The organism is Sulfitobacter albidus, from assembly GCF_018200035.1.
In the GTDB taxonomy this organism is placed as follows: Bacteria; Pseudomonadota; Alphaproteobacteria; order Rhodobacterales; family Rhodobacteraceae; genus Sulfitobacter; species Sulfitobacter albidus.
The window spans coordinates 472,400-496,578 of record NZ_CP073581.1 but is presented as its reverse complement, the minus strand read 5'-3'; the positions used below and the strand labels follow the sequence as shown (position 1 = coordinate 496,578).

Sequence of the window (24,179 nt, the reverse complement as noted above, 5' to 3'; positions counted from 1 at the left end):
CAGACAACGTGATTATCGGATGCCGTTCTGGCCAATTTTCGGCCGCGACCCAGACTATTTTCAAGTGGATACACAAATGACATTCGATTTTCTTTCCCCGGCCCTGGCCGACGCAATCGGTTTGCTCGGGTTCGCCCTTTACGTCGGCAATTACGCGCTGCTCACCCTGCACATCCTGTGTAGCCGCTCGACGGCGTATTTCACCATCAACCTCACGGCCGCAAGTGCAGTGCTGATCGGGCTGACGAGCAATTTCAACCTGCCCGCCGCGCTGATCCAGACTTTCTTTATCGTGATTTCATGCGTGGGGATCGTAATCCGCCTGCGCCGTCCTGCGTCCGGGCGGCTGCCGGTCTAAAGACCAGCAGCCGTGCGGCGCACGATGTCGATGCGGTCGCGGTTGGGCGGATGCGTGCCCAAAAACTTGTCGCCAGGATCAGGGATACGGGTAAAGAATTCAGCCCCTCGCAGCGGATTGTATCCCGCGCGTGACGTGATGATGGTGCCCAGCGCGTCGGCCTCAAGCTCGAACTCCTTGGAATAGCTGCGCGCGCCCACCTGCGCACCCAGCCGCTGCGCCGTGCGCACCGCAGAGGCATCGCCCCCGCTGAGCGTCGCCAGACCGGCGAAGATCACCGCCCCCGCAACCGCGTTCTGCTGCTGGCGCCCGATGTGGCCCGCGATGTGATGTGCCGCCTCGTGGCCCAGCACAAACGCCAACTCATCCGCGTTGCGCGCGTCATCGATCAGGCCAAGCGTGAAGGCGATGATCGGACGCCCCTGCCGGTCGAGTGTCTGGTAGGCATTGGCAGGCTGTCCGGGACGGTCATCAACGACGATGTTGAAATCGCAATTGACGTTTTGGGTGCGCGCACGGCACTCGCGTTCTGCCACAGGCTCAACCGTCTGCACGACCCGCGCAAAGCTGCGCGCAGCCCCGCGTGCGGTCTGCGGTGTCGCCGCCGGTGTTGCGGTCGGCGTCGACGCGGTGCCGCCCCCCGGCACGGGTTCACAAGCCGCCACAACAGCAACAAGACCCAAGGCACTCAGAACACGGGCAATCATCGATAGGTTTCCTTCCACTTCGGACACGGACAGAAGTCTAGCACGCCCGGCGACGCAGGAAAGCGGCTTTATGCTCACATCCGCGACAGAGGCGGTCTTGCGCCGCCGCAGGGTTCGGATACTCTTGCCGCATGTTTACAATCGAGCATGAATTTGACGCCACCGTGATCACCCTTGTCGATGAGGGCGAAAGCCCCTTGCGCGAGGACGTGACGCTCAACGCCTTTGACAGCGAGATCACGATCGAGCAGTGGGATCCCAAGACCGACCGCGTGTCCAAAATCACCCTGTCGCCGACGCAGCTGCGCGATCTGACCGCGGCACTGAACCTGCCCGAAGGCATCTACCACTCCGCCCCCTGAAAGGAGCCTGCCATGGCCACCGGCACCAATATCGCCACCTATTTCGAAGGGACCTGGCACAGTGGTGACATCAGCGTCATCAAGGCCGCCGATCACGGCGCGTGGCTGGGCACGACCGTGTTCGACGGCGCGCGGCTCTTTGGTGGGCTCGCCCCGGATCTGGAGGCGCATTGCGCGCGGATCAACCGCTCGGCAGAGGCGTTGATGATCACGCCCAGCGTCGAGACCGCGCAGATGGTTGCGATCATCCGCGAAGGGCTGGCGCGCTACGCCGATACGCAGGCGGTCTATATCCGCCCGATGTACTGGGCGCTGGAGGGCGACGAGTTGGGCATCGTGCCACGCGCCGGGGCGACAGGGTTCTGCGTCTCGCTCGAAGAGATCCCGATGGCCCCGCCCGAGGCGTCCAGCACCCTCACCCGCACGCGGTTCCGCCGACCGGTGCTGGAGGACAATGTGGTCAACGCCAAGGCGGGGTGCCTTTATCCCAACAATGCGCGGATGCTGGCGGAGGCGCGGCAAAAGGGGTTTGGCAACGCGCTGGTGGCCGATGCCATGGGCAATGTGGCGGAGACGGCGACGGCAAATGTGTTCATGGTACGCGACGGCGAGGTATTCACCCCCATCCCGAACGGAACGTTTCTTGCCGGGATCACCCGCGCGCGCCACATGTCCAACATGCGCGCCGACGGGATGAAGGTACACGAACGGGTGCTGAGTTTTGACGATTTTCATGCCGCCGACGAGGTTTTCCTGTCGGGCAACATGATGAAGGTCACCCCCATCCGCGCCTTTGATGACACGACCTATGAGGTTGGCGGCAACGGCAATCCGGTGACACAGCGCGTGCGCGAGATGTATTGGGACTGGGCCGCGTCGGACGGTGCGTGACCTCTCTGCCGGGGCCCGAATTTTTCCAAAAAATTCGGACCGGAATTTTTGAAAAATTCCGATACCCGCCGCTGCGAACTGGACCTATCAAAAGCCAATTGCATGCAGCCCGCCGCCGCGCCATGATCGGCGCACCAAGGGGGAAATCACAATGCGCAAGTTTCTTGTCGTGCTCGATGACAGCCGCGAATGTCTCAACGCCATGCGCTTTGCCGCCATGCGCGCGTCCAAGACCGGCGGCGGGGTCGAAGTGCTGTCGGTCATCCCGCCCGAAGAATTCAATCACTGGATCGGTGTCAGCGACATCATGCGCGCCGAGGCCCGCGAGCGGATCGAGGTCCATTTCGAGGTCTACGCCAAGTGGATGCGCGACCGGCAGGGCATCGACCCGGAGCTTGTCATCCGCGAGGGCCAGCCGGTCACCGAAATCATCGCCCAGATCGCCGAGGACGGCGAGATTGGCGTGCTGGTGTTGGGTGCGGGCACCGATGGCAAGGGCCCCGGCCCGCTTGTCACCCAGCTCACGCGCAGCTCCGGCACCCTGCCCGTGCCCATCACCATCGTGCCCGGCGACATGAGCAAGGAACGGCTCGAAGCGATCACCTGATCCGCCGCCCCGCAACTTAGAACCATTCCAGAAACCTTGACACCGGCGCGCCGGATCCGCATATCAGGATCACCCCGCATCGAAAGGCTCCGCCCCATGTTTATCCAGACCGAATCCACGCCGAACCCCGCCACGCTGAAATTCCTGCCGGGCCAGACCGTGCTCGACATGGGCACCGCGGATTTCCCGACCGCCGAGGCCGCGGGCAAATCACCGCTGGCACAACGGATCTTTGCGGTTGAGGGCGTCACGGGCGTCTTTTTCGGCACCGATTTTGTCACCGTGACCAAAGAGGATGCGACCGAGTGGGACCACCTCAAGCCCAGCCTTCTGGGGGCGATCATGGAGCATTTCCAGTCCGGCCAGCCCGTGATGGACGAAGGCCACACCGCCGCCTCCGGCCACGCCGAGCATAGCGGCGAGGATGCCGAGGTCGTGGGCCAAATCAAGGAATTGCTCGACAGCCGCGTGCGCCCCGCCGTGGCGCAGGACGGGGGCGACATCACGTTCCACGGATTCGACCGCGGCGTGGTCTATCTGCACATGCAGGGCGCCTGCGCGGGCTGCCCCTCGTCGACGCTGACGCTCAAGATGGGCATCGAGAACCTGCTGCGCCACTACATCCCCGAAGTGACCGAAGTCCGCCCCGTCGCACAGTAAGCACGCAAACGGGACATGATCCTCGGTCTCAGCACCTCGGGCCCATACTGCGGAGTCGCCCTATGGCATGAGGGCGATGTCATCGGCGCCGCGCACGAAGATCTCGCACGCGGTCAGGCAGAGCGTCTGATGCCCATGATCTCCGAGGTGCTGGCGGAGGCCGGTGTCCCGCCGGAGCAGCTTCAGGCCATCGGCGTCGGCACCGGGCCAGGAAATTTCACCGGCATCCGCATCTCCGTCGCGGCCGCGCGGGGGCTGGCCCTTGGCCTGGGTATTCCCGCCGTCGGTATTCCGCTGATGGACGCGCTTTCCCTCGACGCGCAGCGCCCGGCGCTTGTCAGCCTTTCGGCGGGGCGTGGCGCTGTCTATCTGCAACGCTTTGCCGCCGACGCCGGGCGCGGCCCCGCACGTGTGGCACTGGACGCGCTGGACGGCTGGGCGCACCCCGATCTGACCTGCATCGGCGATCAGGCAGTGGAAATTGCCGCAAAGCTGGGCGCGCGTGCGGCAACACCGGCAGTCAGCCCCGCCGTCGGTGTCGCTCGGCTGGCCGCCGCACGCTGGCAGGACGCGCCTGCGCCGCCCGCCCCCCTCTACCTGCGCGCAGCGGATGCTGCTCCGGCGCGCGACGCACCGCCCCGGATCATTCCGTGACCGCGGCAGAGCTGGCCCGGATTCACGCCGCGGCCTTCCCCCCTGCGGAGGCCTGGTCGGAGCGGGCCATTGCCGACACGCGCGCCCATCCGTTGACCCGGCTCTGGAGCGCGGCGGACGCTTTTGCGCTGACCCGCACGGTGGCCGGTGAATCCGAGCTTTTGACCCTCGCCACCGCTCCTGCCGCCCGCCGCCGGGGGCGCGCGTGCGGGCTGCTGACAGATTGGCTCGCCAGCCTCTCCCCCGGTGACCGCGCGTTTCTGGAGGTAGCCGCCGACAATATCCCGGCGCGCGCGCTCTATACCGCGCTGGGATTCGCGCAAACCGGCCTGCGGCGCGGCTATTACGCCCGGCGCGACGGGCCGGCGGTCGATGCGGTGCTCATGTCACGGGCAATGACCTTGGGTTAGCCCCCCTTCCCGCCCGGCCCGACACCAGAATCCGGTTGACCCCACCCCCTTACCCGCCGCAAATTTACGCCAAGCGTTGCGGACACCCGCGCGCCACGGGTGCGGCTGCCAAAAGGTCGGCACCCCAACACCAAACCCTGGGAGACCCTTGATGACCCTCATGACAAAATTCCTCGGCGCCGTTGCCGCCACCGCGCTCAGCGCCGGTGCCGCACTGGCCGAACCTGCCTTGATCTTTGACCTCGGCGGCAAATTCGACAAATCCTTCAACGAGGCGGCCCACAACGGCGCGCAGCGTTGGGCCGAAGAGACCGGCGGCGAATACCGCGAGATCGAGCTTCAGTCCGAAGCGCAGCGCGAACAGGCCCTGCGCCGCTTTGCCGAAGCGGGCGCCAACCCGATCATCACCATGGGTTTCGCCATGGCAGATCCGCTGTCGAGCGTGGCACCCGACTACCCGGACACGAAGTTCGTGGCCATCGACGTGACATGGCTCGACGCGCCGAACGTGCGCCAGATCGGCTTTGCCGAGCATGAGGGCTCGTACCTTGTGGGCATGCTGGCCGGCATGGCCTCCGAATCCGGCACCGTCGGCTTTATCGGCGGCATGGACATCCCGCTGATCCGCCACTTTGGCTGCGGCTACGCGCAGGGCGTCAAGGCGGCGAACCCCGACGCGGAAGTCATCGCCAACATGACAGGCACCACCCCCGCCGCGTGGAATGATCCGGTGAAAGGCTCCGAGCTGACAACAGCGCAGATCAGCCAGGGCGCCGACGTGGTCTATGCCGCGGCAGGCGGCACCGGTGTGGGCGTGCTGCAAACCGCCGCCGATCAGGACATCCTGTCGATCGGCGTGGACAGCAACCAGAACTACCTGCACCCCGGCAAGGTTCTGACGTCGATGCTGAAACGTGTGGACGTGGCCGTCTATGACGCACTTGTCGCGGGCACCGATGTCGAGACCGGCGTGTTCACGCTGGGACTGGCCGAGGAAGGCGTGGGCTATGCGCTGGATGATAACAACGCCTCGCTCATCACCGAAGAGATGAAAGCCAGCGTTGACGCCGCGCGTCAGCAGATCATCGATGGCGAAATCACCGTCGCCTCCTACTACGAAAACGAAAGCTGCCCCGCGCTGGACTTCTAAGCGCAGGCTTCGCACCAACGGGGGGTCGCGCCACACACGGCGCGGCCCTCTTTCTTCTTTCCCGACAGGATACCGCGCGATGAGCACCGCCCCCGCGATCGAACTCAAAGGCATTTCAAAGGCCTTCGGCCCCGTGCAGGCCAACAAGGATATCTCGATCCGCGTGATGCCCGGCACCATCCACGGCATCATCGGCGAAAACGGCGCGGGCAAATCCACGCTCATGAGCATCCTCTACGGCTTTTACAAAGCCGACCGGGGCGAGATTTTCATCAAGGGTCAAAAGACACAGATCCCCGACAGCCAGGCCGCCATCGCGGCGGGCATCGGCATGGTGTTCCAGCATTTCAAGCTGGTCGAGAATTTCACCGTGCTGGAAAACATCATTCTGGGCGCCGAGGACGGACGCCTGCTGACCCCTTCGATCACCAAGGCGCGGCGCGAGCTGGTGCAGCTGGCCGAGGATTACGGCCTCAACGTCGAGCCCGATGCGCTTATTCAGGATATCGGCGTGGGCATGCAGCAGCGGGTCGAAATCCTCAAGGCGCTGTACCGCCAGGCCGATATTCTGATCCTCGATGAGCCGACGGGCGTGTTGACCCCGGCAGAGGCCGACCAGCTTTTCCGCATTTTGGGCCGCCTGCGCGAAGAGGGTAAAACGATCATCCTCATCACCCACAAGCTGCGCGAGATCATGGACACGACCGACACCGTCAGCGTGATGCGCCGGGGCGAGATGACCGCGACGGTCAAGACCTCTGAGACTTCGCCCGCCGAGCTGGCAGAGCTCATGGTGGGCCGCAAGGTCTTGCTCCGTGTGGATAAAACGCCCGCCACCCCCGGCGACGTGATCCTTGACGTCAAGAACCTGCGCGTGCGCGACGACAAGGGGGTTGAGCGGCTCAAGGGCATCGACCTTCAGGTCCGCGCGGGCGAGGTGCTGGGCATCGCGGGCGTGGCCGGCAACGGGCAGTCCGAACTGCTTGAGGTACTGGGCGGCTACGCCGACGGCACCGGCACGATCACCGTGAACGGCCAACCGCTGGATTTGACGGGCAAGCTGTCGGACGGGCGCTCGCGCCGCGCGCGCGGCATCGCCCATGTGCCCGAAGACCGCCAGCGCGAGGGGCTGATCATGGATTTTGCCGCGTGGGAGAACGTGGCGTTTGGCTATCATCACGATGCCGCCTACCAATCTGGCGCGCTGATGAACAACGCCGCCATCCGCGAGGATACCGCCGCCAAGATGGAGCGTTTCGACGTCCGCCCGCCTGACCCCAAGCTTGCGGCAAAGAATTTCTCGGGCGGCAACCAGCAGAAAATCGTGCTCGCGCGGGAGATCGAGCGCGACCCCGAACTGCTGCTGATCGGCCAGCCCACCCGCGGCGTCGACATCGGCGCGATTGAATTCATCCACCAACAAGTGATCGCCCTGCGCGACAAGGGCAAGGCGGTGCTGCTGGTGTCGGTCGAGCTTGATGAGATCATGGCGCTGAGCGACCGCATCGCGGTGATGTTCGACGGGCACGTGATGGGCGAACGCCTGCCGTCCGAGACGGACGAGCGGGAACTGGGCCTCTTGATGGCCGGGATCACCGACACCGACCAGCCGCCCCCGGTCGAAGAGATCGAAGCCAACCTCGCCCACGCGGGCACAGCCGACAAAGGGGTCTAGCGCCATGGACGTGATGCCAAAATGGGCCGAAGTGGTCCTCGTGCCGCTGATCTCGCTGCTGCTGGCGGCCGTGCTGTCGGCGCTGGTGATCCTCGCCATTGGGGAGGACCCCATCGAGGCGGTGAACCTGATGATCACCGGCGCGCTCGGCTCCACCTATGGCTGGGGGTATACGCTGTACTACGCCACGAACTTCATGTTCACCGGGCTGGCCGTCGCCATCGCCTTTCAGGCGCGGCTGTTCAACATCGGCGGCGAGGGTCAGGCAGCACTTGGCGGTCTGGGCGTGGCGCTTGTGTGTCTCTATATCCCCTGGCCGCATTGGACGCTGGCGATCCTCGGCGCGGCGATTGGCGGGGCGGTGTTCGGCGCCGCCTGGGCCGCGATCCCCGCCTATCTTCAGGCCAAACGCGGCAGCCACATCGTCATCACCACGATCATGTTCAATTTCATCGCGGCGGCCTTGCTGAACTACGTGCTGGTCAGCGTGCTGCGCCCGGCGGGGCAGATGGATCCGGCCACCGCGCGCTTTCCCGAGGCCGTGCACCTGCCAACGCTGCACGACATGCTCGCCCCCTTCGGCATCGCATTTTCGAAGGCGGCACCGGCGAATATCTCGCTGCTGCTCGCCGTCGCCGCCTGTGTCTTTCTGTGGTTCCTGATCTGGCGCACCAAGCTGGGGTTTGAAATCCGCGCCTTTGGCCAGTCAGAGCCCGCCGCGCAATACGCAGGCATCGCGCCCACGCGCATCATCATGATTACGCTGCTCATCTCCGGGGCGCTGGCCGGTATGATGGCCACCAACAACGTCATGGGGGAGGCCGAACGGCTCGTCCTCAACTCGGTCGAGGGCGCGGGGTTCATCGGCATCGCCGTTGCGCTCATGGGCCGCTCGCACCCCTTCGGCGTGTTCATCGCCGCGATCCTCTTTGGCTTTCTCTACCAGGGCGGGGCCGAACTTGCGCTGTGGACGTCGATCCCGCGCGAGCTGATCGTCGTCATCCAGGCGCTGGTGATCCTGTTCACCGGCGCGCTCGACAATATGGTGCGCATGCCGCTGGAGCGGCTGTTCCTGATGATGCGCAAGGAGGGCTGAGCCGATGGACATGTATCTCACCCTGATCCAGCTGCTGGATTCCACCGTGCGCCTGGCCACGCCGCTGCTGCTGGCCTGCCTTGCGGGGCTCTATTCCGAACGCGCGGGCATTTTCGACATCGGGCTGGAGGGCAAGATGCTCGCCGCCGCGTTCTTCTCCGCCGCGATTGCCGCGATTACCGGGAACGTCTGGATCGGCCTGATGGCCGGCATCGGCGCCTCGCTTGTCCTGAGCGCGGTGCACGGCGTGGCCTCGATCACCTTTCGCGGCAATCAGCTGATCTCCGGCGTCGCGATCAATTTTCTGGCGGCGGGCATGACCGTGCTGATCGCGCAGGCGTGGTTCAAACAGGGCGGGCGCACGCCCTCGCTCATCGGCAATGGCCGGTTTGAACCCGTCACCCTGCCCTTTGCCGAAGCCATGCAGGACGTGCCGATCCTCGGTCCGCTCTACTATGAGCTGATTTCCGGGCACTCGATCCTTGTCTATCTTGCCTTTGCCGCCGTGCCGCTGACGTGGTGGCTGTTATTTCGCACCCGCTTTGGCCTGCGCCTGCGCGCGGTGGGCGAAAACCCCGCCGCCGTGGATACCGCCGGCGTCTCGGTCGTGGGGCTGCGCTTTGCCGCCGTGGCGATCTGCGGCGTTCTGTGTGGCATCGCGGGGGCGTATCTGTCGACCGCGCTGCAGGCGGGCTTTGTCAAGGATATGGCCGCCGGGCGCGGCTTCATCGCGCTGGCCGCGTTGATCTTTGCCAAATGGCGGCCGTGGCACGCGCTTTATGCGACCCTGCTGTTCGGCCTCTTCGGCGCGTTGGAAACCCGCCCCGACGTGATCCAGACCATCACCGGCATGCGCGTGCAGGGCCAGCTGCTGTCGGCCCTGCCCTACGTGATGACCGTCATCATCCTCGCCGGTTTCGTGGGCAAGGCGATCCCGCCCCGCGCGGGCGGTGAACCCTACGTCAAGGAACGATAAGTCCAGATTAGCGCGAGCGTTAAGTCCTCCCCCGCGACGCGCCGCAAGAAACATTGATTTTGCACCCACCCCAGCCTAGGAGGGATCATGCAAATCTACCTGCCCATCGCCGAAGTATCGGTCAACGCGTTCCTGCTGCTGGGGCTGGGCGGGATCGTGGGCATCCTGTCGGGCATGTTTGGCGTGGGCGGCGGGTTTCTGATGACGCCGCTTTTGTTCTTTATCGGCATCCCGCCCGCCGTGGCCGTCGCCACAGAGGCCAACCAGATCGTCGCCTCGTCCTTCTCCGGCGTGCTGGCCCACCTCAAACGCAAGACGGTGGATCTGAGGATGGGCACGGTGCTGCTGATCGGGGGGCTGATCGGCGCGGCGCTGGGTGTGATGGTGTTCAACTATCTCAAGGCGCAGGGCCAGGTCGATCTGCTGGTCAAACTTTGCTATGTCGTGTTTCTCGGCGTCATCGGCGGGCTGATGTTCTTTGAAAGCCTGCGCGCGATCCGCAACACCCGTTCCGGCAAGGCGCCAAAGCGCAAGAAACACAACTGGATCCACGGCCTGCCGTTCAAGATGCGTTTCCGGGTGTCCGGCCTCTATATCTCGGTCATTCCGCCGCTGATCGTGGGTGTCACCGTCGGCATCCTCGCGGCGATCATGGGCGTTGGCGGCGGCTTCATCATGGTGCCCGCCATGATCTATCTGCTGGGCATGCCGACCAAGGTCGTCGTGGGCACGTCGCTCTTCCAGATCATCTTTGTCACCGGCTTCACCACGCTGCTGCACGCCACGACAAACTACACCGTCGACATCGTTCTGGCCGTCCTGCTGTTGGTCGGCGGTGTGATCGGCGCGCAGATCGGCACCCGCATCGGTGTGAAGATGCAGGCCGAACAACTGCGCATCCTTCTGGCGATCATGGTGCTCGCGGTCTGTGGCAAGCTGGCGCTTGAGCTGTTGCTGCAACCGGCCGAGCTCTACTCCATCGGGGCGAGCGGGCACTGATGCGCGAGCTTGTTCTCCTTCTCTGGGCGCTGCTGGCGCTGCCCGCGCTCGCCTCCGAAGAGGTCGTTCTGGGCCTGAGCAAAAATCAGGTCTCGATCACGACGAATTTCGACGGCTCCGAAATCCTAGTCTTTGGCGCCGTGAAACGCGACGCCCCCATCCCCGAAGGTGACCCGCTGCAAGTGATTGTCGCCGTCTCGGGCCCCTCGATGCCCGTCACCGTGCGCCGCAAGGAAAAGCGGTTTGGCATCTGGGTGAACACCGACGCGGTAGAGGTCGACGCGGCCCCCAGTTTCTACGCCATCAATACCTCCGCCCCGCTCGACGATGTGTTGCGCGCGGTCGAGGACCAACGCCACAAAATCTCGATCCCGCAAGCGATCCGATCCGTCGGCGCCCCGCAGAATATCTCGGACGCGGGCGCGTTCACACAATCGCTGATCCGCATCCGCAAGAAATCAAATCTCTACCAGCTCAACGAGGATGCCGTCACCGTCGAGGAGCAGACCCTTTTCCGCACCTCGATTCGTCTGCCCGCCGCCCTCACCGAAGGTGGCTATGACACCCGTATCTTCCTCACGCGCGGCGGGTCGGTCGTCGCGCAGTACGAGACCGTGATCGACGTGCGCAAGGTCGGGTTGGAGCGGTGGCTATTCACCATGAGCCGCGAGCAGTCGCTGCTGTACGGGCTGATGTCGCTGGCCATCGCCATCGCGGCGGGCTGGGGTGCCTCGGCGATCTTTACCCTGCTGCGGCGCTAGATTTCTTCCGGCGCGTCAAGCGTCAGGGCAGCGGCGGGCACCTTTTTCAGATCATCCACCTGCAACCCGTGGCTCGGCTTTGACAGCCGGTTGCGCACCACCCAGATCAGCCGCTCCTGCGCGCGGGTAATCGCCACATAGGCAAGCCGTTTCCACAAGGGCTGCCCCGCCTCGGACCGCCCCATGCGCGCGGCGGCGTAGAGATCGGGCGCAAACACCTGCACCGTATCCCACTGGCTGCCTTGCGCCTTGTGGATCGTCACCGCCGCCCCGTGCAAAAACGTGGCCCCCATGCGCGCGGCGAAGGGGATGAACGGCTCTTCCTCGTCGGGTTTCTCGATCTTGACGATGCTTGCCGCACTCACCTGCGGATCCTCGGCCCCCATGACGTGCAGGCGCGAAAAGCCAGGCTTGCGCCCCGCGCCCAGATAGATGACCTGCGCCCCCTTGATGAGGCCGCGCGCCTCCAGATCCAGCCGTTTCTTGCGGTGTTTGAGCGGCAGTTCGATCCCGTCACAGATCAGCGGCTCCCCCTCCAGCAGCGCGTCCTCGGGCGCACCGTGCACGCGCCGGAACGCGTTGATCAGCCGGATCCGCGTGGCGTTGCGCCAAACCAGAACCGGCGAGCGCGCCATCAGATCGACCTCGACCCGCTGGCCCCAGACCACGCGGTCATCCCGTTTGCTGGCGTCTTCCACCATCCGCTCAAACGCCTCGAACGTCAGATCGGGATCGGCCAGCGCATGGGCAAGATCGAGGATCGGGTTATCTGCCTCCTGCCGGAAAATACGGTTGAGGTTGCACACCCGATTCTCGGGGAGCTTTTCGAACACCATCGTGCCCGATTGTCCCACCGGCGCCAGCTGCGCCGGATCGCCAAACAGCAGCAGCGTGGGAAAGATCTCCTTGAGATCCTCGAACTGCTTGTCATCCAGCATCGAGGATTCGTCGACAAACCCGATGTCGAGCGGCTCCTCCCGGCGCTTCCAGCCGGTGATGAAATCACTCCCGCGCAGCCCGGCGGCGGCCAGCGCGCCCGGGATGGATTTGTTGCCCGCGTAAAACGCCGCCGCCCGGTCCAGCGCGATGTCCGTGAGGCCCTCGATGTCGGGTCGCTCACCGTTGCCCGCAAGCCATTCGGCGATGCGCTCGTATTCGGGATCATAGACCGGCGTATAAAGGATCCGGTGGATCGTCGTCGCGGGCACCCCGCGCAGGCGCAGCACGCTCGCCGCCTTGTTCGTCGGCGCCAGGATCGCCAGCGTGCGCTTGTCCTTCTTTTTGCGGCTCTCGAAGTCGCCCGACACGATCTCCACGCCCGCCACTTCCAGCGCGCGGTAAAGCTCGGCCAGCAGCAGCGTCTTGCCCGATCCCGCCTTGCCGGTCACCGCCATCACCTGTTCGGTACTGGATTTCGGCGGCATCAGCAGCGCGTCGTCCAGGTTCACGCCCGCCTGCCGCAGCATCTGCGTCACGGCGTCATGGGCGCTCGCCTGGTCATCGGAATAGATCAGATCACTCATGGCGCGACCCTAGCCGGGCCGTGCCAGAGGGACCAGCGCGATCAGGCGCTCACGGCCAATTCGCCGCCGGTTTTGCGGCCGAAGGCGCGCGCGAACCACTCCGCCGACCGCGCCGGCGTGATGCCCGCACGCGCGGCCACTTTGGCCTGATCCTCGGGCGCAAAACTCCACAGCCCCACGCTGATCCGCTCGCGGCCCTCACCGACGCTGCCCAGAACCTCGGGCGACGATCCCACGCGGCTATAGATCCGCACCATGCGCGCGTCAAAGACGCCGACAAAATGCGTGATACCAAACCCCTGCATGATCTCCCCGCCGCCCAGCATCAGGGCGGCAGCCACATGCGCGCCCTGCCCCGGCGCCATGCAAAACCGCGTGCATTCCCAGATCAACGGGCTGCGGATCGGGCCGGTCGTCAGATGGCCGAAGTGTTCATTGACCATCGTGCGCCCGACGCTGGGCAGAAACCGCATCGAGCCGCCGTGGCCGCCTTCGGGCGTCTCCCAGATGACATAAAGCGGATTGAGATCGTCGTATTGATCCCGTTCATGCCCGTTGGCGTGCACGGTCACATCCCATCCAAGTCGGGTGGCGAATTGATCCGCGCGGTGGCGGAACATCTCGTCTGCAAGGCGCGGAAAACGGTCAAGGTCGTTTGCGTAGATATAGCGAAGCACTGGTAGGATCCCCTCAAATCAGACACGAGCTGCGAGGCGGATCATTTCGTCAAAGCGTTTCGAACGCCTGACAGCACCGTGCGGTGCGTTAACGATTCCCGTTATACGAGAAAATCAAACGACGATCAAACCCCGGCTCAGCGCACGCGCGACGGCGTGGGTCGTGTTGAGCGCGCCTAGCTTGAACCGCGCGCTTTCGATATAGACCCTTAGCGTATGCTCAGAGATCGACAGGGAATTGGCCACCTGCGCGCGGTTATAGCCGATGGCCAGCAACGTCATCGCATCCACTTCGCGCGGCGAGAGCTGCTGCGCGGGCTCCGGCGTGCGGTCCGGCTCCAGCTCCAGCGCCTTTTCGTTAAAGAAATGCGCGATCAAGATCAGCTCGCGGCGGTTTTCCTCGGTGAACTGCGCCCATGCGGCATCATCGCAGTTGTGGTTGACGGTAAAGATCGCGAATTGCCCGTTCGGGCCCCGGATCGGCACGGAAAACCCCTGATTGCCGATGCCATACGTCGCCGCCACCGCCTGAAAATCCCGCGCGGCCTTGCTCGACCAATCAAACGCTTTCCAGTCACAGGGGTGGAAACGTTGGTAACACCCGGCAATGACCGGATCGACCCTCAGATAATTCTCCGCGATGTATTTCTCTTGCCAGGCGATGGAATAGGTGCCGCAGCCGTATTGATCCCCCGCCGAGTCGACCCAATGATAGGCTATGTGGTCGATGCCATAATGATCGCGCACCGCCTCAGAGCAGCGCTGTATCCCGTCGAGCGAATTAGCCCGCTCGAGCTCCAGTAGTACCAATTCGATCGAAGCCGTCGTCCCCATGCGCGCGCGTGGACCTCCCCTGCTTGGAGGCGATCTCGGCCGTGGCTATCAGCGCGGTATCGTCCAGCTGCTCGGCAAGATGTGGCATATCATTGTCGGCGGCAAAGCGGCGCAGGTCGGCGAGAACGTCCAAAATCCAGTCGTTACGCATCGAGTGTCCTTCCGAAAAGGTTAACGAATAGTTAATAAACCATCCTACCACGCGCCCGGACCCCCGAGATATTCGCGAATTCTCCCTCCCCATAAATAGCGAGGGGGTAAAACGGCAACATCTTGATGCCACCGCACCCCTTTCCAAAACGTAAACGCCCCGCAAATCCATGTGATTCGCGGGGCGCTTGTGTGTTTTTCTTGTCTCGGATCAGCTTTTGCCAGCTTCCAGCGCGTCCTCAAGCGTGCGCAAACCCGTCACCGGCGACTGCACCAGCACGGCCATGTTGCCGGGCTTGTGCTCGTTGCGCTTCATCTTCATGTGCGCCTCCGGCAGGTCGTTCCAGGCAAATACCTCGGACATGCACGGATCCAGACGCCGTTCCAGCATCAGCTTGTTGGCGGCGGAGGCCTGCGCGAGGTGGGCAAAGTGGCTGCCTTGCAGGCGCTTCTGATGCATCCACATATAGCGCACGTCAAACGTCAGGTTGAACCCCGTGGTGCCCGCGCAGATCACGACCATTCCGCCCTTCTTGCACACGAAGGTCGAGACGGGGAATGTGCTTTCGCCGGGGTGTTCGAACACCATATCGACGTTATTGCCCTTGCCCGTGATCTCCCAAATGGCGGCACCGAATTTGCGCGCTTCCTTGAACCATGTGGCGTATTCGGGCGTGTTGACCGTGGGCAACTGGCCCCAGCAATTGAAATCCTTGCGGTTGATCGCGCCCTTGGCGCCCAGATCCATCACAAAATCGCGCTTGCTCTCGTCCGAGATCACCGCAATCGCGTTCGCCCCGGCCGTATTGATCAGCTGGATCGCGTAGGAGCCCAGCCCCCCCGAAGCCCCCACACCAGAACGTTCTGGCCGGGTTTCAGATCGTGCGGCTCATGCCCGAACAGCATCCGGTAGGCGGTCGCCAGCGTCAGCGTATAGCAGGCCGCCTCTTCCCATGTCAGGTGCTTGGGGCGCGGCATCAGCTGCTGGCTCTGCACCCGCGTGAACTGCGAGAACGAGCCGTCCGGCGTCTCATAGCCCCAGATCCGCTGGCTGGGCGAATACATCGGATCGCCGCCGTTGCAATGCTCATCGTCGCCATCGTCCTGATTACAGTGGATCACCACCTCGTCACCGACCTTCCAGCGGGTGACCTTGTCGCCCACGGCCCAGACGATGCCTGACGCATCGGAGCCCGCGATGTGATAGGGCTGCTTGTGACCGTCAAACGGCGAGATCGGCACGCCCATCGCGGCCCAGACGCCGTTGTAGTTGATGCCTGCGGCCATCACGAGCACCAGCACGTCCTGGCTGTCAAGCTCCGGCACATCCACGACTTCCTGCAGCATCGCGGTATCGGGATCGCCGTGACGCTCGCGGCGGATCGCCCAGGCGTACATTTGCTTTGGCACGTGGCCCATCGGGGCATTTCGCCCATGTCGTACAGATCTTTCTGGGGTGCGTCATACTGCGCGATTGTTGTGTCCAGTGCCATGGAAGCCTCCGTGAATGGGATGTGCCGCAATGCAGAATCGCGTGCTTATGGGAGGTGATTAAGGCCGCAACGGTAATAAAGCAACCTCTGACGCGCTGTTTTTGTAATTTTATGACCCAGCAGGTGCAGAAAGTTGCTTTGCAGGCGCAGCATTCGCAGGATCATTTCCGGCGTTCGTAAAATGCGCGATGGAGTTGGCATAGAACTGTGCCGCGCCTTCCTGCCCCGCTTCGATCCGCCATTTGCCGTCCCGTTCGGCGATGATGCCGTGCTGGCGCATGTGGCGGCACGCCCGTCGCACTTCGGTCGCGACATCTCCCTTAAGCGCGAAATTGCGCTCGGGCAGCCCCGCCATCAACGACGCAACCGCGCCCTCCAGAGCCATCACGCTTTGCGGTCCGCCCTTCAGCAGCACGGTCGCGACCAGCGGAACGCCGAGGATCGGCATCGCGTCCTCGATCCGCCCCATCAGCTCGACCGACAGATCCTGCACATCCTCGGGCTTGCCGTAGCTGCGCAGGCTCACCGGGGTGCCGAAACTCACGGCGGCAGAGCCGAACCGCGTGTCGTGCCCGCGCAGCCGCTCCCAGAATTTCTTGAGGATGAATGTCACCACCACGGAGACACGCGCGCCAAACCGCCGGTCACCGCGCGCGTGCGCGGCCATGAGCACACGATCCTCCAGCACCCGGTCGTAATTGATCGCCACGGGGATAAAGACGATATCGCGCTCGCCTTCCGGGTCGAACCCATCGACAAGATAGCTCAGCAGCCCGACCTTGGGCGGTTGCAGCTTACCCGTCAGGCTCAGCCCCCCTTCGGGGTAGAACGCCTGCACGTCGCCGCCCTGTGTCGCCATCTGCACGTAGCGCGACAACACTTTGCGGTAGAGCCCGCCGCGTGAGCGGCGGCGGATGAAATACGCCCCCCACAGACGGATCAGCGCCGACAGCGGCCAGACCCGCGCCCATTCGCCCACCGCGTAGCTCAGGATCGACGTGCGCGAGGCCATATAGGTGACCAGCACGTAATCCATGTTGCTGCGGTGGTTCATCACGAAGACCGGCGTCGCGTCCTCGGGGATCTCGGCAAAGATCGCGTCGTTCCGCTCCGCCCAGCGGATGCGGTAGACGGCCTCCGCCAGCACCTTGGCGACGCGCATCGCAAAACTGAAATAGGCGAATGCCGAAAACGAGGGCACGATTTCGCGCGCGTATTCCTGCGCCTTCTGGAACGCCACCGCTTCGGGCACTTTGTTCTCGCGGGCGTAGATCTGGATCTCCCGGCTGACTTCAGGGTCATAGATCAGCCGCTGGATCATGTCGTGGCGCCGCGCCAGCTTGAACGGCTGAATGGGGCGTTTGAGCCGCTTGTTCAGCCGCGTCACCGCCCGCTCAAACCTGCGCCTGAAGAACCAGCGCACCGACGGCAGCAGAAAATGGCTTAACGCCGTCACGGCCGCGAACAGCACGATCAGGATGAATAGCCAAAGCGGAAGCTGTACGGTCTGCGTCATGGCGTGCACCCTTGCAGCCGCGCGCGCACAGGACAACATAAATCAAACCACGCCCCCGCCGATGCCGCAACGCAGCGAATTGACACTTGCCAAAAGTTTCGTATATCTGACACTCAACGCAAGAATATTGCCAAACTGATTTAGCGAAAGGCCTGCCATGACCGCTCAGAAAAAAGACCGCCCCTGGCTTATCCGCACCTACGCGGGCCACTCGACCGCCAAGGCCTCCAACGCGCTCTATCGCGGCAATCTGGCAAAGGGGCAGACGGGGCTTTCGGTTGCCTTCGATCTGCCGACGCAGACGGGCTATGACAGCGATCACGTGCTCTCGCGCGGGGAGGTCGGCAAGGTCGGCGTGCCGGTCAGCCATCTGGGCGACATGCGCACGCTGTTCGACCAGATCCCGCTGGAGCAGATGAACACCTCGATGACGATCAACGCGACGGCGCCGTGGCTCTTGTCGCTCTATATCGCCGTGGCCGAGGAACAGGGCGCGGATGTCGCCGCGCTGCAAGGCACGGTGCAAAACGACCTGATCAAGGAATATCTTAGCCGCGGCACCTATATCTGCCCGCCCGCGCCCTCGCTCAAGATGATCGCGGACGTGGCCGAATACTGCTATACGAATGTGCCCAAATGGAACCCGATGAACGTGTGTTCCTACCACCTGCAAGAGGCCGGTGCGACGCCCGAACAAGAGCTTTCCTTTGCCCTCGCCACCGCCACTGCCGTGCTGGATCAGCTGCGCCCCCGCGTCGCGGAGGAGGATTTCCCCGCGCTCGTCGGCCGCATCTCGTTCTTCGTCAACGCGGGCATCCGTTTCGTGACCGAGATGTGCAAGATGCGCGCCTTTGTCGATCTGTGGGACGAAATCTGCGCCGAGCGGTATGGCGTGACCGATCCCAAATACCGCCGCTTCCGCTACGGGGTTCAGGTGAACTCGCTCGGGCTTACCGAACAGCAGCCCGAAAACAACGTCTACCGCATCCTCATTGAAATGCTGGCTGTGACCCTGTCGAAAAAGGCCCGCGCCCGCGCCGTGCAGCTGCCCGCCTGGAACGAGGCGCTGGGCCTGCCCCGCCCGTGGGATCAGCAATGGTCGATGCGCATGCAACAGATCATGGCCTATGAAACCGACCTTCTGGAATTCGACGATCTGTTTGACGGAAACCCCGCCGTCGACGCCAAGGTCGAAGAGCTAAAGGCAGGCGCGCGCGCCGAGCTTGCGCATCTCGACAGCATGGGCGGCGCAATCGACGCGATCGACTACATGAAATCACGACTGGTCGAAAGCAACGCCGACCGGCTGGGCCGGATCGAGGCGGGTGAAACCGTCGTTGTCGGCGTGAACAAATACCAGCAGGGCGAGCCCTCCCCTCTGATGACGGGCGACGGCGGCATCATGGTGGTCGATCCGGCGGTCGAGGCCGAACAGATCGGGCGGCTCAACGACTGGCGCGCCGAACGCGACACTGAGGCCGTGCGCAAGGCGCTCGCCGAGCTGCGCGCCGCCGCGACCGAGGGGCGCAACATCATGCCGGCCTCCATCGTCGCGGCCAAGGCGGGTGTGACCACCGGCGAATGGGCCGCAGAAATGCGCGCCGTACACGGCGAATACCGGGGCCCCACCGGCGTGGCGGCAGGCCGCAGCAACAAGACAGAAGGGCTCGACGATCTGCGCGACGCGGTCGATGCGGTCAGCGATCGTCTGGGCCGCCGTCTGAAGTTCCTTGTGGGCAAGCCCGGCCTCGACGGCCATTCCAACGGCGCCGAGCAGATCGCCGTGCGCGCGCGCGATTGCGGGATGGATATCTCCTACGAAGGGATCCGCCTGACCCCCGCCGAAATCGTCGCCGCCGCGCGTGCAGACGAGGCGCATGTGGTCGGCCTGTCGATCCTGTCGGGCTCGCACATTCCGCTGGTCGAGGATTTGATGGGCCAATTGCGCGAGGCAGGCCTTGGCCATATCCCCGTCATCGTCGGCGGCATCATTCCCGACGACGACGCCAAACGCCTGACGGCGATGGGCGTCGCACGGGTCTATACGCCGAAGGATTTCGAGCTGAATACGATCATGTCGGATATTGTAACGCTTGTGGATCCGGCAGCGGTCGCCGCTGAATAGAAATATAATGCATTCCTGAATATTTTGGGATAATGGGCTCCGTATCGAAATACGGAGCCCATTTGACATGGATAAAGACCTCAAATCCCTCTCCCGCAAAGAGCTGGAGAAACTGCTGGCTGATGTGAAAAAGGCGTTGGCCAATGCGACCGCGCGCGAGAAACGCCAGGCCCGCAAAGCCGCCGAAAAAGCAGCGGCAGAATTTGGCTATAGTCTCAATGAGTTGGACGACGAAAAGCCAAAGAAATCTCCATCTAAAAAGGCGGCGAAAAAGCCCAAATCAATCGCCAAGCCCAAATATGCAAACCCTGCGGATAAGTCCCAGACATGGACCGGCAAGGGCCGCAAACCGAATTGGTTTCTCGCCGAAGTGGAAAAAGGAACCGATCCCGCGGCCATGGCGATCTGATCGTATTTCCCGCGCAACGCGAATTGCGCGGGAATCCGCCGCTGGGGCCTCAAAGGTTAAGCATTGATTAAACCGCGAGGGCCGCGCGCCCGAAGATGAATTTCCAGCGGCTCCCGTCCTGCATGACGATCTCCCCGCCGCCCGCCCTTGGCGTTTCGTAGGTGGCGGTGCCGACACCGCTCAGACCGTTTGTGCACGATACCGGAAAGGTGACCTGACGGCTCTCGGAAGCAGGGGAATAGCGTCCCTGGCAACTGGTTTTGCCATTTGTGGCCTGAAACCATCCGCCTTCGAGAAAGCTCGCTGTTGCGGTTCCACGAAAGACCGTGTCTTTGGGCCCTACCACGGCGACCGGGTGGCTGACATCACAGGCAGCCATTCCCGCCAGCGCAGCAAAAAAAATCAGTGCCAGTCGTTTCATGTCAGTCTCCTTTTTCCAACACATGAAAAAGATGCGACAGGCGGCTACGCAGCAAAAGTACGGCTGACCGCCATTGAAACTTGTGGCCGTCGGGCAGGATTGGCATTCTTGTGGAAATTCAACGCGAAAGGAATTGCCCATGACCGTTCATATTGGCGCCGAAAAGGGTGAAATTGCCGAAACTGTTTTATTGCCCGGCGATCCCTACCGCGCAAAATGGGCGGCGGAGACATTCCTGAAGGACGTGCGATTGGTCAATGAGGTGCGCGGCATGCTGGGCTTTACCGGCACCTGGAACGGCCACAGCGTCACGATTCAAGGATCAGGCATGGGGATGCCGTCGCTGTCGATCTACGTGAATGAATTGATATCGACCTACGGGGCGCAGACCCTGATCCGGATTGGCTCCTGCGGGGGGATGCAGCCGCATGTCGACATCCGCGATGTGATCATCGCAATGACGGCAAGCACGATCACCTCCCCCTCGTCCGGCATCCTGCGCGAGATCAATTACGCACCCTGCGCGGATTGGAGCCTGCTGCGCGCCGCCGTCGCCGCCGCGGAGGCCAAGGGCACCACGACCCATGTCGGCGGGATCTATTCCTCGGATGTCTTTTACGCCGAACGCCCCGATCTTGATGAGCAGATGGTGCGCCACGGGATCCTCGGGGTCGAGATGGAGGCGGCCGAACTCTACACCCTCGCCGCGCGTCACAACCGCCGGGCGCTGGCCGTCCTGACCGTGTCGGATCACTTGCAGACCGGCGAAGCGCTGCCGTCGGACCAACGCGAACGGTCCTTCGGGGAGATGGTGGAGATCGCGCTTGAGGCGGCGTTTGCGTAAGACCCGCGCGCGATACGTTTGGGAAAAGCGTTGGATTCAGGTATTTGGAAAAGGGTGCAGGGGGCCTCAGCGCCCGTGTGAGCCATCGTAGGCGTTCGGGGCCGGCGACTGCCAGTCGATGAGCGTTTGCGGATCCGGCGCGAAGGTTTCGACCAGCAGCGGGTGGCAGGCGGCGGCATCCGAGGAATGCTCTGCGCTGCAATCACCGCCCGGGCAGGCGCTGAGCGCGCCGAGCAGGTCAATCTCGGCAAAAAATTCCAGCGTATCGCCGGGGCGCACGGGGCTTGCCTTCATGAAATACTGGCCGGTGTCGCGGGTGAAACCGGTGCACATGAAGACGTTGAGCACGTCGTGGATGTGCGGCTCTGCCTCGGCTGCGGAAACCCCCAGATGATCGGCCAGCGCGCGGGTGAGATTGGAGTGGCAGCAGTGGTGGTACTGGCCGCCGTCCGACAGGAGCGCGTGGGTGTAGGGATCGCAGCGGGTGCCGATGACATCGTGCACAGAGCCGCCGTAGGCGTCGATTCCGTACCAGCCAAGGCTGTCGTGGGTGAGCGTCGCCATGGGGCGCAGGTGGGGGAACCCGCTCCACATGCGCTGGCCCGTGGTGATGTGGGTTCCGTGCAGGGCGCGGGTCTTGCCGGAGTAGAAGCGCTCTGACAGGTCGCGCGCGTGCCACAGGTTCAGATCGCCGACCTGCGATCCCTCGACGCTTGTGATGCGGAAGAAATGGCCTGCGGGCACAGTGAAGCAGGCCGCGTCGCGCGGCGGCACGACTGTCTCGCCGGTTTTGGTGAGCGTGGCGCGGGCCGCGTCATACAGGGCCATATCGGGGGTGGGCAGCGTGTCGACGGGATAGCAGATCACCGGCGGGATCGCGCGGCGGGCGTCCGCATCGGCGGGCGCGCTCATGCCTCTTGTCCCGCCACGCGGCCCGAGAACAGGCAGCCACCGAGGAACGTGCCCTCCAGCGCGTTGTAGCCGTGATAGCCACCGCCGCCAAATCCGCAGACCTCTCCGGCCGCAAAAAGGCCGGGCATCACCGCGCCCTCGGGGGTCAACACACGGGCCTGCGTGTCGGTATGGATCCCGCCGAGGCTTTTGCGGGTGATGATATTGAGGCGCACCGCGATCAGCGGGCCATTCGCACGGTCAAGAATCGCGTGGGGTTTTGCGGTGCGGATCAGCTTGTCCCCTTTGTAGCTGCGCGCGCCGTTGATCGCGGTGATCTGCGCGTCCTTGCAGAAGGGATTGTTGATCTGCAGATCGCGGGCGCGGATCTGGCGGCGCAGGTGGTCGGCATCGAGCGGCGCATCTGGCGTGAGCGCGTTCATGCGCGCCACCAGCGTGTCGAAATCCCGCTCCACGATGAAATCGGCGCCCTTCTCCTTGAACGCTTCGACCGCGGGCGTCGCCCCCTTGCCCATCCGCGCCTTGAGCACATCCATCCAGCCGCCGTCGGTCAGATCGGCGTTCTGCTCGGACCCCGAGAGGGCGAATTCCTTTTCGATGATCTTTTGGGTGAGGATAAACCAGCTATGCTCGCCCGCGCTGAGGATGCGTTTGAGCGTGCCCAGCGTGTCGAACCCGGGCAGATAGGGTGCCTCCATCCGGTCGCCACGCGCGTCGAACCACATCGACGAGGGGCCAGGCAGCACGCGAATGCCGTGATTGGGCCAGATCGGATCCCAGTTTTGCAGACCCTCGCAATAGTGCCACATGCGGTCCTCGTTGATCAGCCCCGCCCCCGCCTTGGCCGCGATCCCGTGCATGCGCCCGTCGACATAATCGGGCACGCCCGCCACCATCGTCTTTGGCGGCTGGCCCAGACGGTCGATGGGCCAGTGTTTGCGCACGGTGGTGTGGTTGCCGCCGATGCCGCCGGTGGTCAGGATCACGCTTTCCGCGCGGTACTCAAAGCTGCCCGTCACGCTGCGCGAGGTGGACTGACCGCGCGCGGCCGTGCTCGCCTCAAGCACGTCACCGCTCACGCCCTTCACCGCGCCGCCCTCGACGATCAGCGCGTTCACGCGGTGGCGAAATCCCATCTTCAGCTTTCCGTCACGCGCGTGCTTCACCATCAGTTCGGCAAAGGGTTTGACCACCCCCGTGCCCGTGCCCCAGGTGATGTGAAAACGCGGCACGGAATTGCCGTGGCCGCCGGCCAGCTCTCCGCCCCGTTCGGCCCAGCCGACGACGGGGAACCAGCGCATGCCCAGACCGTGCAGCCAGCTGCGCATTCCGCCCGCGGAGAATTCCACGAACCGCTCGGCCCAGGCGCGGGGATTGGCATCCTCCGCCCGGTCGAATTGTGCAGAGCCCTGCCAATCGGACCACGCAAGCTCCGCACTGTCGCGAATGCCCAGACGGCGCTGTTCGGGCGTGTCGATCATGAACAGACCGCCCAGCGACCAGAACGCCTGCCCGCCCAACGATTGCTGGCCTTCCTGGTCCAGCATCAACACGCGGCGCCCGCGCAACACCGCCTCATGCGCGGCGGTCATGCCCGCAAGGCCCGCGCCGATCACGATCACATCCGGAGTGAAATCTGTCATGGTTTTATCCCTATCTGGCTGGCGGCAGATTAGGGGAGGATGCCACGAGCTGTCGAGAGGGACGCCGGGTCAAAGCCTGCGATCCAATCCGCGTTTGCAATCCTTCGGCGGGCCTTTGCTGGCGGTAAAGGCTTCAGCCCCGCAGTGCACGCAGGTGTATTTGCGCAAACTCCGCCGGTCGCCCGTGCGATCCGCCCGCCAGCGGCAGCGGCGCACGTCGCGGTGCGTCCAGGCGTACCACGCCACGACGATCACGGCGATGAGGGCAATGGGGATCAGCATGGGCGCTCCGGCAGACGCAAAACGGGCCCGCGCATCGGCGGGCC

General features: G+C 63.8%; 26 protein-coding genes and 1 pseudogene. 16 read left to right on the top strand and 11 right to left on the bottom strand.

From position 1 onward, the window contains the following. Window positions 1-76 precede the first annotated feature (76 nt). Window positions 77-358 carry a CBU_0592 family membrane protein gene (locus KDD17_RS02335; protein WP_212705116.1) on the top strand — a complete coding sequence of 94 codons (282 nt, stop codon included), beginning with the start codon at window positions 77-79 and terminating at the stop codon, window positions 356-358. Here the strand turns inward: KDD17_RS02335 and KDD17_RS02330 are convergent. Next, window positions 355-1,065, bottom strand: coding sequence for a M48 family metallopeptidase (locus tag KDD17_RS02330; RefSeq protein WP_212705115.1), 711 nt, complete (start codon window positions 1,063-1,065; stop codon window positions 355-357). The two genes, KDD17_RS02335 and KDD17_RS02330, sit on opposite strands and share 4 nt — an antisense overlap. A gap of 131 nt (window positions 1,066-1,196) precedes the next feature. Here KDD17_RS02330 and KDD17_RS02325 point away from each other — a divergent pair, with 131 nt between their 5' ends. From KDD17_RS02325 to KDD17_RS02270, 12 genes are all read left to right on the top strand, one after another. Then, window positions 1,197-1,427: a DUF8831 family protein gene (locus KDD17_RS02325; protein WP_212705114.1), complete on the top strand. Its 231-nt coding sequence runs from the start codon at window positions 1,197-1,199 to the stop codon at window positions 1,425-1,427. 12 nt (window positions 1,428-1,439) lie between these two features. After that, window positions 1,440-2,318 carry a branched-chain amino acid aminotransferase gene (locus KDD17_RS02320; protein WP_212705113.1) on the top strand — a complete coding sequence of 293 codons (879 nt, stop codon included), beginning with the start codon at window positions 1,440-1,442 and terminating at the stop codon, window positions 2,316-2,318. A 151-nt stretch (window positions 2,319-2,469) separates the two neighbouring features. Further along, entirely contained in the window at window positions 2,470-2,925 is a 456-nt protein-coding gene (locus tag KDD17_RS02315; protein WP_212705112.1) for a universal stress protein, read from the top strand. Window positions 2,926-3,021: 96 nt separating this feature from the next. After that, window positions 3,022-3,585 (top strand): NifU family protein, encoded by a 564-nt coding sequence (locus tag KDD17_RS02310; RefSeq protein WP_212705111.1) that lies wholly within the window; start codon window positions 3,022-3,024, stop codon window positions 3,583-3,585. A gap of 15 nt (window positions 3,586-3,600) precedes the next feature. Next, window positions 3,601-4,239, top strand: a complete 639-nt coding sequence (gene tsaB, locus KDD17_RS02305) for a tRNA (adenosine(37)-N6)-threonylcarbamoyltransferase complex dimerization subunit type 1 TsaB (protein ID WP_212705110.1) — start codon at window positions 3,601-3,603, stop codon at window positions 4,237-4,239. After that, window positions 4,236-4,649: a GNAT family N-acetyltransferase gene (locus tag KDD17_RS02300; RefSeq protein WP_212705109.1), complete on the top strand. Its 414-nt coding sequence runs from the start codon at window positions 4,236-4,238 to the stop codon at window positions 4,647-4,649. Before tsaB ends, KDD17_RS02300 begins: the two co-directional genes overlap by 4 nt. 151 nt (window positions 4,650-4,800) lie before the next feature. After that, window positions 4,801-5,799 (top strand): BMP family lipoprotein, encoded by a 999-nt coding sequence (locus KDD17_RS02295; RefSeq protein WP_212705108.1) that lies wholly within the window; start codon window positions 4,801-4,803, stop codon window positions 5,797-5,799. A 79-nt stretch (window positions 5,800-5,878) separates the two neighbouring features. Beyond that, on the top strand, window positions 5,879-7,474 hold the full coding sequence (locus KDD17_RS02290; RefSeq protein WP_212705107.1) for an ABC transporter ATP-binding protein: 1,596 nt from the start codon (window positions 5,879-5,881) through the stop codon (window positions 7,472-7,474). Between the two features lie 4 nt (window positions 7,475-7,478). Next, the gene (locus KDD17_RS02285) at window positions 7,479-8,570 is read left to right on the top strand and encodes an ABC transporter permease (protein ID WP_212705106.1); all 1,092 of its coding nucleotides are present in this window, start codon (window positions 7,479-7,481) and stop codon (window positions 8,568-8,570) included. Window positions 8,571-8,574: 4 nt separating this feature from the next. Further along, on the top strand, window positions 8,575-9,546 hold the full coding sequence (locus tag KDD17_RS02280; RefSeq protein WP_212705105.1) for an ABC transporter permease: 972 nt from the start codon (window positions 8,575-8,577) through the stop codon (window positions 9,544-9,546). Between the two features lie 87 nt (window positions 9,547-9,633). After that, entirely contained in the window at window positions 9,634-10,545 is a 912-nt protein-coding gene (locus KDD17_RS02275) for a sulfite exporter TauE/SafE family protein (protein WP_212705104.1), read from the top strand. Continuing rightward, window positions 10,545-11,306 (top strand): TIGR02186 family protein, encoded by a 762-nt coding sequence (locus KDD17_RS02270; protein WP_212705103.1) that lies wholly within the window; start codon window positions 10,545-10,547, stop codon window positions 11,304-11,306. Before KDD17_RS02275 ends, KDD17_RS02270 begins: the two co-directional genes overlap by 1 nt. Here the strand turns inward: KDD17_RS02270 and KDD17_RS02265 are convergent. The 6 genes and pseudogenes from KDD17_RS02265 to KDD17_RS02240 all read right to left on the bottom strand — a co-directional run bounded on the left by KDD17_RS02265 (window position 11,303) and on the right by KDD17_RS02240 (window position 17,499). Then, window positions 11,303-12,829: an ATP-dependent DNA helicase gene (locus KDD17_RS02265; protein WP_212705102.1), complete on the bottom strand. Its 1,527-nt coding sequence runs from the start codon at window positions 12,827-12,829 to the stop codon at window positions 11,303-11,305. The two genes, KDD17_RS02270 and KDD17_RS02265, sit on opposite strands and share 4 nt — an antisense overlap. A gap of 41 nt (window positions 12,830-12,870) precedes the next feature. Continuing rightward, window positions 12,871-13,506, bottom strand: a complete 636-nt coding sequence (locus KDD17_RS02260) for an acyl-homoserine-lactone synthase (protein ID WP_212705101.1) — start codon at window positions 13,504-13,506, stop codon at window positions 12,871-12,873. A gap of 114 nt (window positions 13,507-13,620) precedes the next feature. After that, the gene (locus KDD17_RS02255) at window positions 13,621-14,340 is read right to left on the bottom strand and encodes a helix-turn-helix transcriptional regulator (RefSeq protein WP_212705100.1); all 720 of its coding nucleotides are present in this window, start codon (window positions 14,338-14,340) and stop codon (window positions 13,621-13,623) included. Next, complete coding sequence (locus KDD17_RS02250; RefSeq protein WP_212705099.1) at window positions 14,288-14,491, bottom strand: hypothetical protein; 204 nt, start codon at window positions 14,489-14,491, stop codon at window positions 14,288-14,290. Before KDD17_RS02250 ends, KDD17_RS02255 begins: the two co-directional genes overlap by 53 nt. Before the next feature lie 210 nt (window positions 14,492-14,701). After that, window positions 14,702-15,983 (bottom strand): annotated as a pseudogene (ccrA, locus tag KDD17_RS02245) (crotonyl-CoA carboxylase/reductase). A 109-nt stretch (window positions 15,984-16,092) separates the two neighbouring features. Beyond that, window positions 16,093-17,499 carry a 1-acyl-sn-glycerol-3-phosphate acyltransferase gene (locus KDD17_RS02240; protein ID WP_212705098.1) on the bottom strand — a complete coding sequence of 469 codons (1,407 nt, stop codon included), beginning with the start codon at window positions 17,497-17,499 and terminating at the stop codon, window positions 16,093-16,095. A 157-nt stretch (window positions 17,500-17,656) separates the two neighbouring features. On the opposite strand from KDD17_RS02240, the gene KDD17_RS02235 reads away from it, so the two are divergent. Together KDD17_RS02235 and KDD17_RS02230 are read left to right on the top strand one after the other, a co-directional pair. After that, window positions 17,657-19,624, top strand: a complete 1,968-nt coding sequence (locus KDD17_RS02235; RefSeq protein WP_212705097.1) for a protein meaA — start codon at window positions 17,657-17,659, stop codon at window positions 19,622-19,624. A 67-nt stretch (window positions 19,625-19,691) separates the two neighbouring features. Then, on the top strand, window positions 19,692-20,033 hold the full coding sequence (locus KDD17_RS02230; RefSeq protein ID WP_212705096.1) for an H-NS histone family protein: 342 nt from the start codon (window positions 19,692-19,694) through the stop codon (window positions 20,031-20,033). A 67-nt stretch (window positions 20,034-20,100) separates the two neighbouring features. Here KDD17_RS02230 and KDD17_RS02225 read toward each other — a convergent pair whose 3' ends face one another. Beyond that, window positions 20,101-20,454 carry a hypothetical protein gene (locus tag KDD17_RS02225; RefSeq protein ID WP_212705095.1) on the bottom strand — a complete coding sequence of 118 codons (354 nt, stop codon included), beginning with the start codon at window positions 20,452-20,454 and terminating at the stop codon, window positions 20,101-20,103. 139 nt (window positions 20,455-20,593) lie between these two features. Between KDD17_RS02225 and deoD the strand changes: the two genes are divergently transcribed. Then, on the top strand, window positions 20,594-21,298 hold the full coding sequence (gene deoD, locus KDD17_RS02220; protein ID WP_212705094.1) for a purine-nucleoside phosphorylase: 705 nt from the start codon (window positions 20,594-20,596) through the stop codon (window positions 21,296-21,298). A gap of 66 nt (window positions 21,299-21,364) precedes the next feature. Here the strand turns inward: deoD and KDD17_RS02215 are convergent, their stop codons facing one another. The 3 genes from KDD17_RS02215 to KDD17_RS02205 all read right to left on the bottom strand — a co-directional run bounded on the left by KDD17_RS02215 (window position 21,365) and on the right by KDD17_RS02205 (window position 24,135). Continuing rightward, window positions 21,365-22,210, bottom strand: coding sequence for an urea carboxylase-associated family protein (locus tag KDD17_RS02215; RefSeq protein ID WP_212705093.1), 846 nt, complete (start codon window positions 22,208-22,210; stop codon window positions 21,365-21,367). Beyond that, the gene (locus KDD17_RS02210; protein WP_212705092.1) at window positions 22,207-23,853 is read right to left on the bottom strand and encodes an FAD-binding dehydrogenase; all 1,647 of its coding nucleotides are present in this window, start codon (window positions 23,851-23,853) and stop codon (window positions 22,207-22,209) included. The genes KDD17_RS02215 and KDD17_RS02210 overlap by 4 nt, the downstream gene beginning before the upstream one ends. A gap of 69 nt (window positions 23,854-23,922) precedes the next feature. Then, window positions 23,923-24,135 carry a hypothetical protein gene (locus tag KDD17_RS02205; protein WP_212705091.1) on the bottom strand — a complete coding sequence of 71 codons (213 nt, stop codon included), beginning with the start codon at window positions 24,133-24,135 and terminating at the stop codon, window positions 23,923-23,925. Between the last annotated feature and the right edge of the window lie 44 nt (window positions 24,136-24,179).

What these genes read in the sequence shown, in the direction of transcription:
- tsaB (WP_212705110.1), top strand. Translation starts at nt 3,601, where the DNA reads ATGATCCTCGGTCTCAGCACCTCGGGCCCATACTGCGGAGTCGCCCTA.
- KDD17_RS02210 (WP_212705092.1), bottom strand. Translation starts at nt 23,853, where the DNA reads ATGACAGATTTCACTCCGGATGTGATCGTGATCGGCGCGGGCCTTGCG.
- KDD17_RS02265 (WP_212705102.1), bottom strand. Translation starts at nt 12,829, where the DNA reads ATGAGTGATCTGATCTATTCCGATGACCAGGCGAGCGCCCATGACGCC.
- KDD17_RS02335 (WP_212705116.1), top strand. Translation starts at nt 77, where the DNA reads ATGACATTCGATTTTCTTTCCCCGGCCCTGGCCGACGCAATCGGTTTG.
- KDD17_RS02215 (WP_212705093.1), bottom strand. Translation starts at nt 22,210, where the DNA reads ATGAGCGCGCCCGCCGATGCGGACGCCCGCCGCGCGATCCCGCCGGTG.
- KDD17_RS02315 (WP_212705112.1), top strand. Translation starts at nt 2,470, where the DNA reads ATGCGCAAGTTTCTTGTCGTGCTCGATGACAGCCGCGAATGTCTCAAC.
- KDD17_RS02255 (WP_212705100.1), bottom strand. Translation starts at nt 14,340, where the DNA reads ATGGGGACGACGGCTTCGATCGAATTGGTACTACTGGAGCTCGAGCGG.
- KDD17_RS02275 (WP_212705104.1), top strand. Translation starts at nt 9,634, where the DNA reads ATGCAAATCTACCTGCCCATCGCCGAAGTATCGGTCAACGCGTTCCTG.
- KDD17_RS02295 (WP_212705108.1), top strand. Translation starts at nt 4,801, where the DNA reads ATGACCCTCATGACAAAATTCCTCGGCGCCGTTGCCGCCACCGCGCTC.
- KDD17_RS02230 (WP_212705096.1), top strand. Translation starts at nt 19,692, where the DNA reads ATGGATAAAGACCTCAAATCCCTCTCCCGCAAAGAGCTGGAGAAACTG.
- KDD17_RS02280 (WP_212705105.1), top strand. Translation starts at nt 8,575, where the DNA reads ATGGACATGTATCTCACCCTGATCCAGCTGCTGGATTCCACCGTGCGC.
- KDD17_RS02285 (WP_212705106.1), top strand. Translation starts at nt 7,479, where the DNA reads ATGGACGTGATGCCAAAATGGGCCGAAGTGGTCCTCGTGCCGCTGATC.
- KDD17_RS02270 (WP_212705103.1), top strand. Translation starts at nt 10,545, where the DNA reads ATGCGCGAGCTTGTTCTCCTTCTCTGGGCGCTGCTGGCGCTGCCCGCG.
- KDD17_RS02225 (WP_212705095.1), bottom strand. Translation starts at nt 20,454, where the DNA reads ATGAAACGACTGGCACTGATTTTTTTTGCTGCGCTGGCGGGAATGGCT.
- KDD17_RS02205 (WP_212705091.1), bottom strand. Translation starts at nt 24,135, where the DNA reads ATGCTGATCCCCATTGCCCTCATCGCCGTGATCGTCGTGGCGTGGTAC.
- KDD17_RS02325 (WP_212705114.1), top strand. Translation starts at nt 1,197, where the DNA reads ATGTTTACAATCGAGCATGAATTTGACGCCACCGTGATCACCCTTGTC.
- KDD17_RS02320 (WP_212705113.1), top strand. Translation starts at nt 1,440, where the DNA reads ATGGCCACCGGCACCAATATCGCCACCTATTTCGAAGGGACCTGGCAC.
- KDD17_RS02310 (WP_212705111.1), top strand. Translation starts at nt 3,022, where the DNA reads ATGTTTATCCAGACCGAATCCACGCCGAACCCCGCCACGCTGAAATTC.
- deoD (WP_212705094.1), top strand. Translation starts at nt 20,594, where the DNA reads ATGACCGTTCATATTGGCGCCGAAAAGGGTGAAATTGCCGAAACTGTT.
- KDD17_RS02250 (WP_212705099.1), bottom strand. Translation starts at nt 14,491, where the DNA reads ATGCGTAACGACTGGATTTTGGACGTTCTCGCCGACCTGCGCCGCTTT.
- KDD17_RS02240 (WP_212705098.1), bottom strand. Translation starts at nt 17,499, where the DNA reads ATGACGCAGACCGTACAGCTTCCGCTTTGGCTATTCATCCTGATCGTG.
- KDD17_RS02235 (WP_212705097.1), top strand. Translation starts at nt 17,657, where the DNA reads ATGACCGCTCAGAAAAAAGACCGCCCCTGGCTTATCCGCACCTACGCG.
- KDD17_RS02290 (WP_212705107.1), top strand. Translation starts at nt 5,879, where the DNA reads ATGAGCACCGCCCCCGCGATCGAACTCAAAGGCATTTCAAAGGCCTTC.
- KDD17_RS02330 (WP_212705115.1), bottom strand. Translation starts at nt 1,065, where the DNA reads ATGATTGCCCGTGTTCTGAGTGCCTTGGGTCTTGTTGCTGTTGTGGCG.